The organism is Thioclava sp. FR2 (genome assembly GCF_051200875.1).
Taxonomy (GTDB): Bacteria; Pseudomonadota; Alphaproteobacteria; order Rhodobacterales; family Rhodobacteraceae; genus Pseudotabrizicola.
On the sequence record NZ_CP195191.1, the window covers coordinates 1,721,373 to 1,736,784 of the forward strand.

A 15,412-nucleotide genomic window follows, 5' to 3' on the forward strand; every position below is an offset into this window, starting at 1 on the left:
CTAATAGATGAATTTTATCAAGCGTTTTTTGAACGTCCGAAAAATTGAACCGATTGACGCCCTAGGGTTGGCCAAGCAGTCGCCGCAGAGCCTTGTCCGCCTCTTCCTCGATTACCTCTTGCGCCCGCCGTTTGGCGGCGTCTTCCAGGCTTTCGCCCTCGCGGCGCTCAACACCGAGTTCTTCCTGAGCCTTGCGCTCCAACTCTGCCTTTGCCCGCGCCTCGGCCGCCTTTGCCTCGGCCTTCGCCCGTTCTTCCAGGGCCTTCGCCTCTTCCTCAAACCGTTCGCGGGCCAGACTTTCCAGATCCAGCCGGAATTTCGGGTTTGCCCATGTGCCGGTGATCAACAGCGGCACCATGACCCCGCCCGTGCCATCGGTCGAGGCAAGCGCAGTCGGCCGCACCCGATAGTCCAAGGTGCGCGCGCCGACATTCACCTCACCGCCGCCAGTTGCCGTGACATAGGGTGCCTTCAGCGCAAGATCTTCATTTTGCAAAACGCCCTTCTGGATCGTGAAGGCCGCGCCGATTCTGTCAAAGATCGTCTTCTGGCCCTCGCCAACATAACTGGTGTCCAATGTCCGCAGCATCCCGGCAAGATCGAGCCCCCGCAATTCACCCTTGCCAAAGCCCAGTTTGCCCTGACCGGAAAGTGAGCGCATCAGCTCGTCCATCGAATTGCCGACCGCGAGGAATTTGAAGGTCATATCCCCGGTTCCGATCAGTCGGTCATATTTGGCCACATCGGTCAGCAGGGGTTGCATCGCAAGGCCAGACAGAACCAGATCGCCGCCGGTCGAAAGCCCACCGCGCCCATTGACGACGAATTGCCCAGTGACCGAGCCCTGATAGGCCGCAATCTGCCGCAGGTCGAACACCGCGCGCGCACGGTCGATCGTTGCAACGACCCGTGTCGTGCCCAGCTTCGCAAGCCCCAAATCAACGCTGTCGGCCGACAGGGCAATGGCCGCATCCATCGCGCCCAGACCAGAAACATCAATGCGCTCTGTCGACCAGCCCTTGGCCTTTGCCCCGCTGCCACTGGCGGCTCCTCCCTGACTGGCATCGCCGGTCAGGCCGGAAAGGTTCAAGGCTCCTGCGCCCACTTGCGCCGACAGCTTTGGCCGGTCGCCTGCCGTGGTCAGGTCCGCCTCCACATTCAGCCGGTTCCCATCCAATGTCACTGTCCCCCCGCGCAGATGCAGGCTGGCCTTCTCGGTCAGGGTGATCGCGCCGCTGGCCGCAATTGCACGCGCGCCCAACCCTTCCGGCAAGGCGGGGCGCGGTATTGCCAAAAGTCGGGACAGGGCCGCCATATCGCCCAGATCGGCCGCCATCTCTCCAGCTGCAGAAAGAGGGGAAAAGCCTGCACGGCCGTTGAAGGCAAGTTTGGCATCCCCGGCAGACAGGTCAAGATCAAGCCCCGTCAACCGGCCTTCCAGAAAAGGCGCAAATTCGGCCAAGCGCAGCTCGGTGGCAAAGGCTTGTCCATTCATCTGACCCGAAAGGTTCACATCCGCAGGCCCAAGGAAGGCGGGCACCTTTACGGTGCCGTTAAGCTGGCTCAGCGAAATGCTCTGCCCGGTCTTGTGGTCGGTGAACTGGATAGACCCGCCCTCGATCTCGGCCAAATCTAGCGTGAAGGGCGTACCCTCCCCCGCCATGCCCTGCTTTGCCGTGCCGCCGTTCTTGCCGCCAAAGACCCAGTTCTCGCGCCCATCGCGTGCCCGTTCCAAGACGATACGGGGCGATTTTGCCCGAATTCCGGTGATCCGCACATCGCCATTCCACAGCGCGGCCATGTCCAGATTGATCTCCAGCGCCTCTGCTTCCAGCATCGGCCCCGCATCAGACCAATCGGCATTGGAAATCGAGACCGCGCCAGTCTTTACCCCAAGACTGGGCCAGAAGGTCGGGCGCACCGCGCCGTCGATGGTCAATGTTCTCCCGGTGATCGTCTGAAACTTGTCCGTGGCCACGCGGGCCACCTTTTCAGCCGGGATCAGAAAGACCGCACCCACCGCCAGAAAGACCAAAAGGCAGAGGGCCAGAATGGAACGGATCAACCAACGCATCTTACACCTGCTCACTCACCTGTTTTTTTCTCAGCCTAAGTCTCCTGCCCCATCTGCTGCAATGATTTCTCAGTTTCGTGCCGATTTCGCCTCAATGTTTCGGCACCTCACCGCTTATTGGAAACAATGGAACGGGGCTTTCGTCGATTGTGCTTGCCTTGACAGAGAAACGCACAGCCGGGAAACCTGTTCCCAAAGAGGCCACCCAAAATGGGACGGCACAATCGTGATGGGTAGTTGCGTATGAAAATCGCCATGATCGGCACAGGCTATGTGGGCCTTGTAACAGGAGTTTGCCTTTCGGACTTCGGCCACGAGGTTGTCTGCGTCGACAAGAACTGCGCCAAGATCGAAACCCTGCGAAAGGGTGAGGTGCCGATTTATGAACCCGGTCTCGACAGCGTCATGCAACGCAACATGGACTCGGGCCGCCTGACCTTTACCACCGATATCGCCGCAGCCGTGGCCGGGGCGCAGGCCGTGTTCATTGCCGTAGGCACCCCGTCCCGCCGGGGCGATGGTCATGCCGACCTGTCTTATGTGATGGCCGCAGCCGAAGACGTGGCCCGCACCTTGACCGGATATGCCGTGATCGTCACGAAATCGACTGTCCCCGTGGGCACCAACCGCAAGGTAGCCGAGGTCATTCGCAACGCCCGCCCGGACGCCGAGTTCGACGTGGCCTCGAACCCCGAATTCCTGCGCGAAGGCGCGGCAATCGAAGATTTCATGCGCCCCGACCGCATCGTCGTCGGCGTGGAAACCGACCGCGCCCGCGCCGTCATGGGCGACATCTACCGCCCGCTTTTCCTGCGCGATTTTCCCATCGTCTATACCGGGCTGGAAACGGCCGAGATGATCAAATACGCAGCCAACGCCTTCCTTGCGACCAAGATCACCTTCATCAACGAAATCGCGGCCTTGTGCGAACGCGTGGGGGCGGATGTGAAATCGGTCGCCAAAGGGATGGGGCTGGATGGCCGGATCGGCAACAAGTTCCTGCATGCCGGCCCCGGCTATGGCGGCAGTTGCTTTCCCAAGGACACCTCGGCCCTTGCCCGCATCGGTCAGGAACATGGTGTCCCGCAACGCATCACCGAAACCGTGATCGAGATCAACGAGGCCGTGAAACGCCGCATGGTCGACAAGGTGCTGGACCTCTGCGACGGCAGCTTCAACGGCAAAAAGATTGCCATTCTCGGTGTCACCTTCAAACCCAATACCGATGACATGCGCAGCGCCCCCAGCCTGACCATCGTTCCGGCGATGATCGGCGGCGGTGCCAGGGTTCATGTCGTTGACCCGCAGGGCCAACGCGAAGGGGCGGCGCTGCTACCCGGCGTCGCGTGGGAGACCGACCCCTATCAGGCGGTGGCCGATGCCCATGCCGTTGTGGTTCTGACCGAATGGAACGAATTCCGCGCCTTGGATCTGGGCCGTATGGCACGGTCGATGGCCGAACCCCGCATGGCCGATCTGCGCAACATCTATGACCGCGGTGAAGCCATGGCCGCTGGCTTTCAGCAGTACGAGGCCGTGGGCCGCTAAGGCCCCTTCCCCGGCCCTCAAAGCGGCGTTATATGCGGGGCCATGTCTCAGAACCCGCCCAACCTCCGCCCCGACCTTGCCCGTGCTTCGGTTCCCGATGTCGCGCGCCCCGGCCAGCCCACCATCGGCATGGTCAGCCTTGGCTGCCCCAAAGCGCTGGTGGACAGCGAACGCATCCTGACGCGCCTGCGGGCCGAAGGCTATGCGATCAGCCCCGATTACAAGGGCGCAGATGCGGTGATCGTGAACACCTGCGGGTTTCTGGACAGCGCCAAGGCCGAAAGCCTTGATGCCATTGGCGAAGCCCTGCGCGAAAATGGCAAGGTGCTGGTCACCGGCTGCCTTGGCGCGGAACCCGACTATATCACCGGCGCGCATCCCAAGGTGCTGGCCGTCACCGGCCCGCATCAGTACGAGGCGGTGCTTGATGCCGTGCACAAGGCCGTGCCGCCGTCGCCCGATCCGTTCATCGACCTTTTGCCCGCCACCGGCGTCAGCCTGACGCCCCGCCATTACAGCTATGTGAAAATCTCCGAGGGCTGTAACCACAAATGCAAGTTCTGCATCATCCCCGATATGCGCGGCCGTCTGGTCAGCCGCCCCGCCCATGCCGTGCTGCGTGAGGCGGAAAAGCTGGTCGAGGCCGGTGTGAAGGAACTTCTGGTCATCAGCCAAGATACCTCGGCCTATGGCGTCGACCGCAAGCATGACCTGTCGCCTTGGAAGGGTGGCGAGGTGCGGGCCCATATCACCGATCTGGCGCGCGAAATGGGCAAGTTCGGTGCTTGGGTGCGGCTGCATTATGTCTATCCCTACCCCCATGTGCGCGACCTGATCCCGCTGATGGCAGAGGGCCTCGTGCTGCCCTATCTCGACATCCCGTTCCAGCACGCCCATCCCGACACGCTGAAGCGCATGGCGCGGCCTGCTGCGGCCGCCAAGACTTTGGATGAAATCGCCGCATGGCGCGCCGCCTGCCCTGACATCACCTTGCGCTCGACCTTTATTGTGGGCTACCCCGGCGAAACCGAGGAAGAATTCCAGACGCTTCTGGACTGGATGGACGAGGCGCAACTGGATCGCGTCGGCTGCTTCCAGTATGAAAACGTCGCTGGCGCCCGGTCGAACGACCTGCCCGACCATGTCCCGGCCGAGGTCAAGCAAGACCGCTGGGATCGCTTTATGGAAAAAGCTCAGGCCATTTCCGAGGCGAAACTGGCTCAAAAGGTTGGAAAAGTCCTAGACGTGATCGTGGACGAGGTGGACGAAGAAGGCGCAACCTGCCGCACCAAGGCCGATGCACCCGAGATCGACGGCAACCTGTTCATCGACGAAGGCTTTGAAGACCTGAAGCCCGGCGACATCGTGACAGTGGTTGTCGATGAAGCGGGCGAATATGATCTTTGGGGAAGGCTGGCCGACTAAGCCGCCCGCCGCCGCAACATCGCTTCACGCCAGGTGATATAGCTTACTGCCGCCACGATCACGGCTCCGCCCAGCAAGACAAACGGGTCTACCGCCTCGCCAAAGGCAATGGACCCCAACAGCGTGGCCCAGACCAGTTGCAGAAAGACGACGGGCTGTGTGACCGCGACAGGGGCCACGGCAAAGGCGCGGCTCATGCAGTAATGGCCCAGCGTCGCACAGGCGGCCACAACCGCAAGCCAGCCAACCTGACTCCATGACACCGGCACCCAAACCGCCCACGCCAAGGGCGCAAGGCCCAAGGTCACCACCAAGGACAGCACAGCCACCGCCTGCCCCGCCGGCACGATCTGCGACAGACGTTTCGCGAAGAGATACGACCCGGCGAAACAGCAAGCTGCGCCGATCTGGCTTAGATGCCCATCCGTGACCTCGCGCAGGCCGGGGCGCAAGACGATCAGCGCCCCGATCAGTGCCACCCCAATCGCCGCCATCCGCCGTGCAGCCAGCTTTTCGCCCAAGAAAAGCGCTGTCCCTACAGTCAGAAGCACGGGGTTCAGATAGCCAATCGCCGTCACCTCGGCCACCGGAATGCGGGCCATCGCATAGAACCAGAAAATCACCGCCGCCACATGCAGCACCCCGCGCCCGATATGCAGGCGCCAGACCGATGCTGGAATACCAGCGCGCAACACGCCAAACAGCGTCGGCAGCAGAAACACCACGCCCCAGCCAAAGCGGATAAAGGCCGATTGCGCCGCCGGAATATCGGTGCCCAGCGCGCGGACGATCCCGGTCACGCCTACGAAACTCAACCCCGATCCCAGCATCCACAGGATGCCATGTAACGGGTTTTGTTGGGGTGCTTCGGTCATGGCCGCACCCTGCGCCGCGCAAGAGCCAAGGACAAGAGCGGGATTGTACCCGTCACATCCCCGCAGGCGGCACCAGCACCCGCGCCGCCGCCGCCCGGACCGCCCGTGTCAGCGGACGCGTCAATTCCCCCGTCAATCGCGCAAACTGCCAGTAAAGCGGCACATCCAGCGCTGTACCCGGCACCAACTCGGCCAATCGCCCCGCTGCAAGATGGTCAGCCACCAGCGCATCCGGGTTCATGCCCCAGCCCAGCCCCAACAGACAGGCATCCACAAAAGCCTGCGACGACGCCATCCGATGCGATGGAAAGGCTGCGGGCGAGGTAAGCCCCCGCGCCTGAACCCAAGCCACCTGCAACCGATCCTTGTCGGAAAAGGTCAGCGCCGGGGCCTGCGCCACTGCCGCTTTAGTCACCCCATCTGCAAACCACCGCGCCATATACCCGGGCGAAGCTGTCGCCCGATAGCGCAAGGCCCCCAAGGCCACCGTATCGCACCCCTGCAACGGCCCCGCATGGGATGTCACCGCCGCCGCCACCTCGCCACGCCGCAGCCAGTCCTGCGACACATCCTGATCGTCGATGACCAGATCGAACAGAACGCCCGGCACCTCGGCCAAGGCGGCCAAGACCCAAGTGGCCAGACTGTCGGCATTCACCGCGATGCGCAACGTCACCGGGCCAGAGATATCCCCGCCCAGATCCTGTTCCACCCCTCGCGCCAGCAGCGCCACTTCGTCATGGTGACGGATCAACCGCATCCCCGCCTCGGTCGCGACCGACGGCGCGCCGCGCTGGATCAACAGCGTTCCCACCCGTTCCTCCAACGCCCGCAAGCGCTGTGACACTGCGGATTGCGTGACCCCAAGCTCGGCTGCGGCCAGATCAAACGATCCGCGCCGATGGACGGCCACCAAGGCCGCAAGCTGGGACGGATCGAACATCAGTTCATCTTATCCATGATCAGAAACATAAACTGGATTGATCCTCCTCCGGTCGTCTATGTCAAGCCGCAAAGGAGAGCCCAATGACCGGAGAAACCGACCTTGCCCGCCTCTTGGCCACCATGTCCCCCGAACTGCGCGGGCGGGACTGGGGCTATACGACAACCGACCATGCCCCCGCGGGGCTAACACCCTTTGCGACTGTGACCGAAGACGAAGGCATCACCCTTATTGCGCCCTACGCCGAGTTGGCGGCCCTTGGCCTGAACCCGCAAGGCCCGATGGCGCGGATCACGCTCACCGTCCATTCCGCGCTGGAAGCCGTCGGCCTGACCGCCGCCGTCTCATCGGCGCTGGCCTCAAAAGGGATCAGCGCCAACATGGTCGCGGGCTTCTACCATGACCACATCTTCCTGCCCGCCGCCGATGCCGACCGCGCTTTTGCCGTCTTGAAAGACCTGACCCATGCTTAAGGCCGCCCTCGCGGGATACCTGACCTCGCTGTCCCTGATTGCAGCCATCGGCGCACAAAACGCCTTTGTCTTGCGCCAAGGCATCCGTCGCGAACATGTGCTGCCCGTTGTGCTGGTCTGCGCCCTGTCAGATGCGCTGCTGATCACCGTGGGCGTTGCAGGCTTTGGCAGCATGGCACGGCTGGCCCCTTGGCTTGGTTCGGCCATGCTTTACGCAGGCGCAGCCTTTCTGTTCGTCTATGGCACCTTACGGTTCAAAGCCGCCCTGAAAGGTGGCGAGGCCCTGAAGCCCACCCCCGGCGCCACGACCAGCCTTGCCGCTACCCTGACCACCTGCCTTGTCCTGACCTGGGCCAACCCGCATGTCTATCTGGATACGGTCGTGCTTCTGGGGGCGATCAGCGCGCAATATGCCCCGGATCAAGCGGCCTTCGGGGCAGCCGCCGCGCTTGGCAGCCTGTCTTTCTTCACCGCCCTTGGCTTTGGCGCCAGACTTCTGGCCCCGCTGTTTGCGAACCCGAAGGCATGGGTCGTACTGGAAGTGGTGATCGGCCTGACCATGTGGACCATCGCCGCCAGCCTGATCTGGACAGCCTGATACACCGGCAAAGAAAAAGGCCCTCCGCCACGGCGAAGGGCCAAATTTTTTCCGAAAAACTTGCCGGATTTTTAAGGAAAAATCCGGGGTCACTCCAACTGGGCGGCCACGTCTTCCGGAACGTCGAAGTTATGCGTCACCGTCTGCACGTCATCGTCTTCTTCCAGAAGGTCGATCAGCTTCATCAGCTTTTGCGCGGTTTCCAGATCCACTTCGGTCCGGCTTTGTGGCTTCCAGATCAGCTTGGACTCGGTCGATTCCCCCAGCGCCTTTTCCAGGGCGTCCGACACTTCGGAAAGGTTCTCGACCTGGCAATAGATCCAGTGGCCCTCTTCATCGCTTTCAACGTCATCGGCACCAGCGTCCAAGGCCGCCATCATCACATCATCCGCAGACCCGACAGAGGCCGGATAGGTGATCTCGCCCACGCGGTCAAAGCTATGGGCCACCGATCCGGTGGTGCCAAGGTTGCCGCCCGACTTGGTGAAATAGCTGCGCACGTTTGACGCCGTGCGGTTCAGGTTGTCGGTCATCGCCTCGACGATGATCGCAATCCCGTTCGCGCCATACCCTTCGTAACGGATTTCGGTGTAATCCGCGCCGTCGCCCATCTGCGATTTCTTGATCGCGCGGTCGATCACGTCCTTGGGCATCGAAACGGCCTTCGCGGCCTTCACGGCCAGACGCAGACGCGGGTTCATGTCCGGGTCAGGCATCCCCATCTTCGCGGCGACGGTGATTTCCTTCGACAGCTTGGAAAACATCTTCGAGCGCAGCTTGTCCTGCTTGCCCTTGCGATGCTGGATGTTCGCCCATTTTGAATGGCCTGCCATGACCCCTGCTCCTGAACCCTGATCTTCGGTGACGGGTTCCCTTACACCAGCCCTAGCCCCGGCTGCAAGCCACCCCGGCCCCTGCCCTATTCCGGAACGGGCGGCGGCGAGACAAAGCTGGTGTCGATGCCGGCCGGATCGGTGATGACGACCTCGGCCAAGGGCGCCACAGCGCCTTCAGCCCCAAGCGCCGAGGTCAGCCCTGTCCAGATCTGACGCAACAGGTTCGGGTTCTCGATCACCCGCACCGCATAGCCATAGCCCGGGCCGCATTCCTCCATACGCCCGACAGGGGCCGCCACCCAATCGGCCCGGCACAGGGTCCCATCGGACAGAACCAAGGTCAGCGTGGTTGCCGAAAGCCGGGCATCCTGCGGGACGGGCTGGCCGGGCAAGGGGCCCGCACAAGCCGCGGTCAGGGCAAGGACAGGGATAAGGCGAAGGGTCTTCATGGCGCAAGCTCCGCTTACAAAGGCCAGATCAGCGGGATCAGCGCCGCCGCGACAAGTCCGGTGATGATATCCAGCGGAATCCCCACCCGGAAGTAATCCGAGAAACGATAGCCCCCCGGCCCATAGACCATCATATTGGTCTGATAGCCCACGGGCGTCGCAAAAGCGACCGAGGCCGAGAACATCACCGCCACCGCAAAGGGGCGCGGATCTAATCCCAAGGACAGCGCCAGTTGAATGGCAATGGGCGTGTAGATCACGGCCACCGCATTGTTCGACAAAAACTCGGTCAGGATCAGGCCAAGGAAATAGACCGCAAGGATCATGAAGAAGGGCGGCAAATCCGCCAGCAGAGGCCCAACACCATTGACGATCACCTGCACCGCGCCGGAATGATCCAGCCCTTGACCCACGGCCAGCATGGCGAAAATCATCCCCAGAAGACGCCCGTCGATAAACGAAAACGCCTCTTCTGCATCTATGCAATTGGTGATCAGGATCACCGCCACCGCCACCAGCCCCAAGGCCAGAATGGGGGCCATGTTCAGCGCCGACAGGCCGACAATCCCGGCCAGACCCAGAATGGCAATCGGGGCCTTTGATCGGCGGAAAGCGCGCATGGTGGGGCGGCTGATGTCAACCATATCCATATCTGCGGCCAGACGCTGAATATCCTCGATCGCGCCTTCCAGCAGCAGGGTATCGCCCACGCGCACCACCAGATCATCCAGTTGGCGCCCGATGTTCTGATTGCGACGATGCGCGGCCAGAACGTAAACGCCATAGCGGCGGCGCAGACGCATATCCCCCAGACGCCGACCTTCCATGCGGCAACCGGGGCTGATCAGCACCTCAACCGTTTCGGTGCGTGTCGAAGACAGCTTGTCGACCAGCTGCACATCCTTGCGCGCCTGAAGCCCCAACAACTCGGTCATCTCGGTGCGCAACACCACCCGGTCACCCGCTTCCAGCACAACCGGCGCCAATTCGCGGCGCAAACTCAGATCCCCCCGCAGCACGTCGATCAGGCGAACGCCATCGCGCTTGAACAGGTCGATATCCACCACCTTCTGGCCGATCAGACTGGAATCTTCGGGCACCGCGACTTCGGTGAAATACTTCATCTTCTTGCGGTCAGACAGCAGCACCCCCATCGACTGCCGTTCCGGCAGCAAACGGTTCGCGAAAAGCGCAAGGAAGGTGCCGCCCACCAAGGCCACTGCAAACCCCAAGGGCGCAATCTCAAAGATCCCGAAAGGCTCCATCCCCTTGGCCCGCACCACCCCATCAACCAACAGGTTGGTCGAGGTGCCAATCAGCGTCAGCATGCCGCCCATGATCGTCATGTAAGACAGCGGGATCAACAGCTTCGACGGCGCAAGACCAACCCGCGCCGCGATCTGGATCACCACTGGAATCATCACCGCCACCAAGGGCGTATTGTTCATGAAGGCCGAGGCCACAGCAACAAAGGTAAACAGGACCAGAACCGTCATCCTTGGCCGGTCCCCGGCGTTTCGCTCGGCCGCCCGGATGACCAAATCGACCGCGCCGGTCCTGACCAGCCCGCCCATCACCAGAAACATCATGACAATGGTCCAGGGCGCGCTATTCGACAGCACATCCACGGCATCCCCAAACGGCAAAATGCCCAAGACCAGCATCGTTGTGGCCCCCGCGATGGACACCACCTCGACCGGGTAGGTTTCCAGCACGAACAGCACAAACATCACCGCCAAAATGGTCAAGGCCACCCAGGGCTGCCACTCCGCTGCGATTTCAATTCCGAACATACCGCCTCCCAGACTGCGGCCGCCACGCAGATGCCGCCAGACCTTCAGGCAACATCCGCCCGGCCCGCTCTACGCGGGGAAACCATTGCCACACCTGCCATCATCAAGACAAGCGAAACCAAAGCTTGCGCGGGCAGTTGCTCATTTAACAGCAACATCGCCCATAGAACGCCCGCGCCGGTGACAAGATAAGAACATTGCGCTGCGAAAACCGCCCCCGCGCGCGAGGCAAGCCAGACATAACCCGCATAGCATAGCGCATGGATGGCGCTTGAAACCAGCAAAGCCGCTTCTGCCCGTCCCGGCGCGGCAAAGGGGTTGAACATCTGGGCCGTACCCAGCGCCAAAGGCAGGCACAGGATCAGCGCCACCACGCTGGCCATGAACATCGCCTGAACCGCATCCATCCCCGCCGTGCCGAACTTCGCCACGAAATTTGCCTCGGTCGCATAGAACAGCGGCCCGATCAGCGCCAAAGGGATAAAGGCCACCAATCCCGCCGACCAGACACCGGCCCCCGGTGCCGCCAGCAAGGCCACACCGCCAAGCCCAAGGAGCAGCCCCAGCAACCGCGGATAGGAAAAGCGGTCCATCCCCAAGGCCATCGCCATCGGAAATGAGAGCATCGGCACGGCCGAAATCAGGATCGACATGATCGAGGCCGGCAGATGGGTGACGCTGATGTAAAAGGTCGCATTCGGCACCAAAGTGCCAAGGATCGCTACCGCCACCGAAAACTGCAATGCGCGCGGCGTGAACAGGAACAACCGCCCCCGCAGGCCCGTGACAAAGCCCAAGACCAGAACGCAGACCACAAGCTGCCAAAAGATCAGCCCGAACGGCCCATGCCCGGTTTCGGTTGCGATTTTCCCCATCGGCTGGGTGCTGCCCCATCCGACCCCCAATAAGACCAGCATCCCCAGATACCGGCCCGATTGGCTCATGGTGTTGCTTCTTCCAAACGGCCACCCACGCGGATCATCCGCACCCGCTTGGCCTTGCCCGTCTTGTCATCGGTCTCGACAAAAACACCCGACAGCGTCACCGGCCCCGCCGCCGGTTCAAACCGTGCCTTGGGCATTCCGGTCACGAATCGCCGCAACGGCTCCAGCTTTTCCATCCCGATGACGCTGTTGTAATCGCCGCACATGCCCGCATCGGTCAGATAGGCGGTGCCTTTCGGCAAAAGCTGCGCGTCGCCCGTCGGCACATGGGTATGGGTGCCAACCACAAGGCTTGCCTGCCCGTCGCACCAATGTCCCATGCCCATCTTTTCGCTGGTCGCCTCGGCATGCACATCAACAATCGACGCCTGCACCACACCACCCAGCGAATGCGTCTTCAACACGCCCTCAATCGCGCTGAACGGGTCGTCAAAGGGCCGCTTCATGAAGACCTGCCCCAGAACCTGAGTCACCAGCACCTTGCGCCCCTGCGTCGCCGTGAACACCCGCGCCCCCTTGCCGGGCGAGACCTTCGAGAAATTCAGCGGGCGGATGATGCGCGGTTCCTGCTCGATAAAGCTCAGCATGTCCTTCTGGTCAAAGGCATGGTCGCCCAAGGTCACGCAATCGGCCCCCGCGCCAAGGATCAGCTTGGCATGTTCGCCCGAAAGCCCCGCCCCGCTGGTCGCGTTTTCGCCGTTCACCACGACGAAATCCAAGCCCCAATCCTCGCGCAGTTTCGGCAGACGTTCAGCCACCGCCGTCCGCCCCGCGCGCCCCATTACATCGCCCAAGAAAAGTATCCGCATTCCGTTCGATTAGGCCCGCGCTTGGAAAGGGGCAAGCCAAATCGACGCATTTTGGGCCTTGGAGGCGCGTGGGCGCGCTGTGACCACGGATGTCACACGGGAAAACCACGCGAACACCACGGATCGAACACACCCGTTGACGCCGCCCTTTGCCCCGCTACCCTTCGCGTCATGGTCACCCTGCCCCGCCCTCTTTCTGACTGGATCACCGCCAAGGGCTGGGACTTGCACGCCCATCAGATCGACATGCTGGCCGCCGCTCAGGCCCCCGCAACCCTACTGATTGCGCCTACCGGGGGCGGAAAAACGCTGGCCGGTTTTCTGCCAAGTCTTTGTGAAATAACTGAAAATCCGAAGGCTGGCCTGCACACACTTTATATCTCTCCGCTCAAGGCGCTGACCGCCGACATTCGTCGAAACCTGCGCAACCCGATCGAAGGCGCGGGTCTGCCGATCCGGGTCGAAGACCGGACCGGCGACACCAGCTATACCCAACGCCGCCGCCAAAGGGCCGATCCCCCCCACATCCTCCTGACCACCCCAGAAAGCCTCGCCCTTCTGCTAAGTTACGAAGATTCCTCAAGAATTTTCGCGTCTCTCCAGCGTGTGATCGTCGATGAAATCCACGCGCTTGCCGAATCCAAACGCGGCGATCAGCTCACCCTTCTTCTTGCCCGCCTGCAAAGCCTCGCCCCAAATCTTCGCCGTGTCGGGCTTTCGGCCACCGTCGAAGACCCACCTGCCTTGGCGCGGTTTCTGGCCCCAGAGACCACCATTCTCACCGCCGATCCGGGGCCAGAGCCTGACATTTCCATGCTGGAAACCACCGCTGCCCCGCCGTGGTCGGGCGGCGGCGGGCGCTATGCCATTCCGGAAATCCTGAATGAAATCAAGGCACATCGCACCACGCTGATCTTTCACAACACACGCGCCCAAGCGGAACTCTTCTTTCACGATCTCTGGCTACAGAATGAAGACGCGCTGCCCATCGGCATTCATCACGGTTCACTGGCCCGCGAACAACGCGAAAAAGTCGAGGCCGCAATGGTCGCAGGCGCGCTGCGGGCCGTAGTCTGTACGGGGTCACTCGATCTTGGCATCGACTGGGGCGATGTCGATTTGGTAGTGCAGGTCGGCGCGCCGAAGAATGTGAAACGTCTTGTTCAAAGGATCGGCCGCGCCAACCATCGCTACAATGCCCCCTCCAAGGCCGTTTTGGTTCCTGCCAACCGCTTTGAGGTGGTGGAATGCACCGCTGCTCTCGATGCCGTCCGCGCCCGCGATCTGGACGGCGAACCGCGCGGCCCCGGCCCGCGAGATGTGCTTTGCCAACATATTCTGCTGACCGCCTGCGCCGGCCCATTTGACGACCGAACCCTGTTTGCCGAGGTCAAAACCGCCGGCCCTTACCACAGCCTGTCGCGCGCAGCCTTTGACGAGACGCTAGATTTTGTAGCTACCGGAGGTTACGCCCTGCGCGCCTATGACAAATGGCAAAGGCTGAAGCAAACCAATGGCCTCTGGCATCTGCGCGACCCAAGGGCCGCCGCAGTGATCCGCCAGAACCTTGGCACCATTATCGACACGGAAACCCTGAAGGTTCGCCTCAAGGGCCGATTCGGCGGCACTCCCCTGGGCGAAGTCGAAGAAGGCTTCGCAGCCACCCTCACCCCCGGCGACACCTTTCTGATCGGCGGTGAAGTTGTCCGTTATGAAGGTCTGAATGAGTTGACCGTCGAGGTCACGCGCCAACCCGGCCGCGACCCGAAAGTGGCCGTTTTCAACGGCACGAAATTCGCAACCTCAACTCTGCTCACCCACCGCATTCTGAATATATTTCAACAAGATCTCTGGCCTAATCTTCCCACTCACACCGCCCAATGGCTTTCGCTGCAACGCGAAGTCTCTCGCCTGCCTGACAACGAAAGCCTTCTCTTGGAAAGCTTTCCCCATGACGGCAGAGAGCATTTGGTGATCTATGGATTTGCGGGCCGAAATGCCCAGCAAACCCTTGGCCTGCTCGTCACCAAGACCATGGAAGAACAGGGACTTTCCCCCTTGGGCTTTGTCGCCACAGATTACGCAACCCTGATCTGGGGCCTCGACCCCGTCCTTGATGCCGCTCCGCTCTTTGACCTTGCGCGCCTGCGTGATCGGCTTGACGGCTGGCTTGCGGGCAACGCCTTGATGAAACGGACTTTTCGACCGGTCGCCATCATTTCGGGCCTGATCGAGCGCAGCCATCAGGGCCGCCGCAAATCCGGGCGTCAGGCTACATTTTCGTCCGATATTCTGTATGACACGCTGCGGAAATACGACCCTGACCACCTGCTCCTCAAGATCACGCGTGAAGAAGCGATGCGCGGCCTTATTGATTTCTCGCGTATCGAAGAGATGCTGTCGCGCAGCCATGAAGGCATTAAGCTGAAACGCCTTTCCCGGATCACCCCGCTTGCAGCGCCTCTCTTCCTAGAACCCGGCCGCATTCCCGTCCTAGGGCAAGGCCGCGAAAAACTTGCCGCCGAAGCCGCTCAAAAGCTGATGCAAGAGGCAGGCCTCGTCTGATCCCTTTATCTTGGCTCAAATATCCCGGGGGTCAGCGGCTTTCGCCCCGAAAGCCGCGACAAGGGGGAAGCGCCCCCTTG

The 15,412-nt window shown here is 61.8% G+C and carries 13 protein-coding genes; 5 read left to right on the forward strand and 8 right to left on the reverse strand.

Going from position 1 to position 15,412, the window contains the following annotated elements:
• Positions 1-61: 61 nt before the first annotated feature.
• On the reverse strand, positions 62-2,074 hold the full coding sequence (locus tag ACSBLW_RS08330) for an AsmA family protein (RefSeq protein ID WP_435259749.1): 2,013 nt from the start codon (positions 2,072-2,074) through the stop codon (positions 62-64).
• Between the two features lie 243 nt (positions 2,075-2,317).
• Between ACSBLW_RS08330 and ACSBLW_RS08335 the strand changes: the two genes are divergently transcribed.
• Entirely contained in the window at positions 2,318-3,622 is a 1,305-nt protein-coding gene (locus tag ACSBLW_RS08335; protein ID WP_435259750.1) for a UDP-glucose dehydrogenase family protein, read from the forward strand.
• A gap of 42 nt (positions 3,623-3,664) precedes the next feature.
• A complete protein-coding gene (rimO, locus tag ACSBLW_RS08340) occupies positions 3,665-5,047 on the forward strand; it encodes a 30S ribosomal protein S12 methylthiotransferase RimO (protein WP_435259751.1) in 1,383 nt (460 codons plus the stop codon).
• Here the strand turns inward: rimO and ACSBLW_RS08345 are convergent.
• Positions 5,044-5,922, reverse strand: coding sequence for a DMT family transporter (locus ACSBLW_RS08345; RefSeq protein WP_435259752.1), 879 nt, complete (start codon positions 5,920-5,922; stop codon positions 5,044-5,046). The two genes, rimO and ACSBLW_RS08345, sit on opposite strands and share 4 nt — an antisense overlap.
• Positions 5,923-5,974: 52 nt before the next feature.
• Complete coding sequence (locus ACSBLW_RS08350; RefSeq protein WP_435259753.1) at positions 5,975-6,865, reverse strand: LysR family transcriptional regulator ArgP; 891 nt, start codon at positions 6,863-6,865, stop codon at positions 5,975-5,977.
• An 83-nt stretch (positions 6,866-6,948) separates the two neighbouring features.
• Here ACSBLW_RS08350 and ACSBLW_RS08355 point away from each other — a divergent pair, with 83 nt between their 5' ends.
• Positions 6,949-7,338, forward strand: coding sequence for an ACT domain-containing protein (locus ACSBLW_RS08355; RefSeq protein ID WP_435259754.1), 390 nt, complete (start codon positions 6,949-6,951; stop codon positions 7,336-7,338).
• Positions 7,331-7,936 (forward strand): LysE/ArgO family amino acid transporter, encoded by a 606-nt coding sequence (locus tag ACSBLW_RS08360; RefSeq protein WP_435259755.1) that lies wholly within the window; start codon positions 7,331-7,333, stop codon positions 7,934-7,936. Before ACSBLW_RS08355 ends, ACSBLW_RS08360 begins: the two co-directional genes overlap by 8 nt.
• An 89-nt stretch (positions 7,937-8,025) precedes the next feature.
• Here ACSBLW_RS08360 and ACSBLW_RS08365 read toward each other — a convergent pair whose 3' ends face one another.
• The 5 genes from ACSBLW_RS08365 to ACSBLW_RS08385 all read right to left on the reverse strand — a co-directional run bounded on the left by ACSBLW_RS08365 (position 8,026) and on the right by ACSBLW_RS08385 (position 12,767).
• Positions 8,026-8,769, reverse strand: coding sequence for a YebC/PmpR family DNA-binding transcriptional regulator (locus ACSBLW_RS08365; protein WP_435259756.1), 744 nt, complete (start codon positions 8,767-8,769; stop codon positions 8,026-8,028).
• An 86-nt stretch (positions 8,770-8,855) separates the two neighbouring features.
• Positions 8,856-9,221 carry a hypothetical protein gene (locus ACSBLW_RS08370; RefSeq protein ID WP_435259757.1) on the reverse strand — a complete coding sequence of 122 codons (366 nt, stop codon included), beginning with the start codon at positions 9,219-9,221 and terminating at the stop codon, positions 8,856-8,858.
• A 14-nt stretch (positions 9,222-9,235) separates the two neighbouring features.
• Positions 9,236-11,014, reverse strand: coding sequence for an SLC13 family permease (locus ACSBLW_RS08375; RefSeq protein ID WP_435259758.1), 1,779 nt, complete (start codon positions 11,012-11,014; stop codon positions 9,236-9,238).
• A 44-nt stretch (positions 11,015-11,058) separates the two neighbouring features.
• The gene (locus ACSBLW_RS08380) at positions 11,059-11,958 is read right to left on the reverse strand and encodes a DMT family transporter (protein ID WP_435259759.1); all 900 of its coding nucleotides are present in this window, start codon (positions 11,956-11,958) and stop codon (positions 11,059-11,061) included.
• Entirely contained in the window at positions 11,955-12,767 is an 813-nt protein-coding gene (locus tag ACSBLW_RS08385; protein WP_435259760.1) for a TIGR00282 family metallophosphoesterase, read from the reverse strand. Before ACSBLW_RS08385 ends, ACSBLW_RS08380 begins: the two co-directional genes overlap by 4 nt.
• Positions 12,768-12,938: 171 nt before the next feature.
• Here ACSBLW_RS08385 and ACSBLW_RS08390 point away from each other — a divergent pair, with 171 nt between their 5' ends.
• Positions 12,939-15,332 carry a ligase-associated DNA damage response DEXH box helicase gene (locus ACSBLW_RS08390; protein ID WP_435259761.1) on the forward strand — a complete coding sequence of 798 codons (2,394 nt, stop codon included), beginning with the start codon at positions 12,939-12,941 and terminating at the stop codon, positions 15,330-15,332.
• Positions 15,333-15,412: the final 80 nt, after the last annotated feature.

Excerpts from the sequence above, each read along its gene's own strand:
- ACSBLW_RS08330 (WP_435259749.1), bottom strand. The coding sequence starts at position 2,074 with ATGCGTTGGTTGATCCGTTCCATTCTGGCCCTCTGCCTTTTGGTCTTT.
- ACSBLW_RS08335 (WP_435259750.1), top strand. The coding sequence starts at position 2,318 with ATGAAAATCGCCATGATCGGCACAGGCTATGTGGGCCTTGTAACAGGA.
- rimO (WP_435259751.1), top strand. The coding sequence starts at position 3,665 with ATGTCTCAGAACCCGCCCAACCTCCGCCCCGACCTTGCCCGTGCTTCG.
- ACSBLW_RS08345 (WP_435259752.1), bottom strand. The coding sequence starts at position 5,922 with ATGACCGAAGCACCCCAACAAAACCCGTTACATGGCATCCTGTGGATG.
- ACSBLW_RS08350 (WP_435259753.1), bottom strand. The coding sequence starts at position 6,865 with ATGTTCGATCCGTCCCAGCTTGCGGCCTTGGTGGCCGTCCATCGGCGC.
- ACSBLW_RS08355 (WP_435259754.1), top strand. The coding sequence starts at position 6,949 with ATGACCGGAGAAACCGACCTTGCCCGCCTCTTGGCCACCATGTCCCCC.
- ACSBLW_RS08360 (WP_435259755.1), top strand. The coding sequence starts at position 7,331 with ATGCTTAAGGCCGCCCTCGCGGGATACCTGACCTCGCTGTCCCTGATT.
- ACSBLW_RS08365 (WP_435259756.1), bottom strand. The coding sequence starts at position 8,769 with ATGGCAGGCCATTCAAAATGGGCGAACATCCAGCATCGCAAGGGCAAG.
- ACSBLW_RS08370 (WP_435259757.1), bottom strand. The coding sequence starts at position 9,221 with ATGAAGACCCTTCGCCTTATCCCTGTCCTTGCCCTGACCGCGGCTTGT.
- ACSBLW_RS08375 (WP_435259758.1), bottom strand. The coding sequence starts at position 11,014 with ATGTTCGGAATTGAAATCGCAGCGGAGTGGCAGCCCTGGGTGGCCTTG.
- ACSBLW_RS08380 (WP_435259759.1), bottom strand. The coding sequence starts at position 11,958 with ATGAGCCAATCGGGCCGGTATCTGGGGATGCTGGTCTTATTGGGGGTC.
- ACSBLW_RS08385 (WP_435259760.1), bottom strand. The coding sequence starts at position 12,767 with ATGCGGATACTTTTCTTGGGCGATGTAATGGGGCGCGCGGGGCGGACG.
- ACSBLW_RS08390 (WP_435259761.1), top strand. The coding sequence starts at position 12,939 with ATGGTCACCCTGCCCCGCCCTCTTTCTGACTGGATCACCGCCAAGGGC.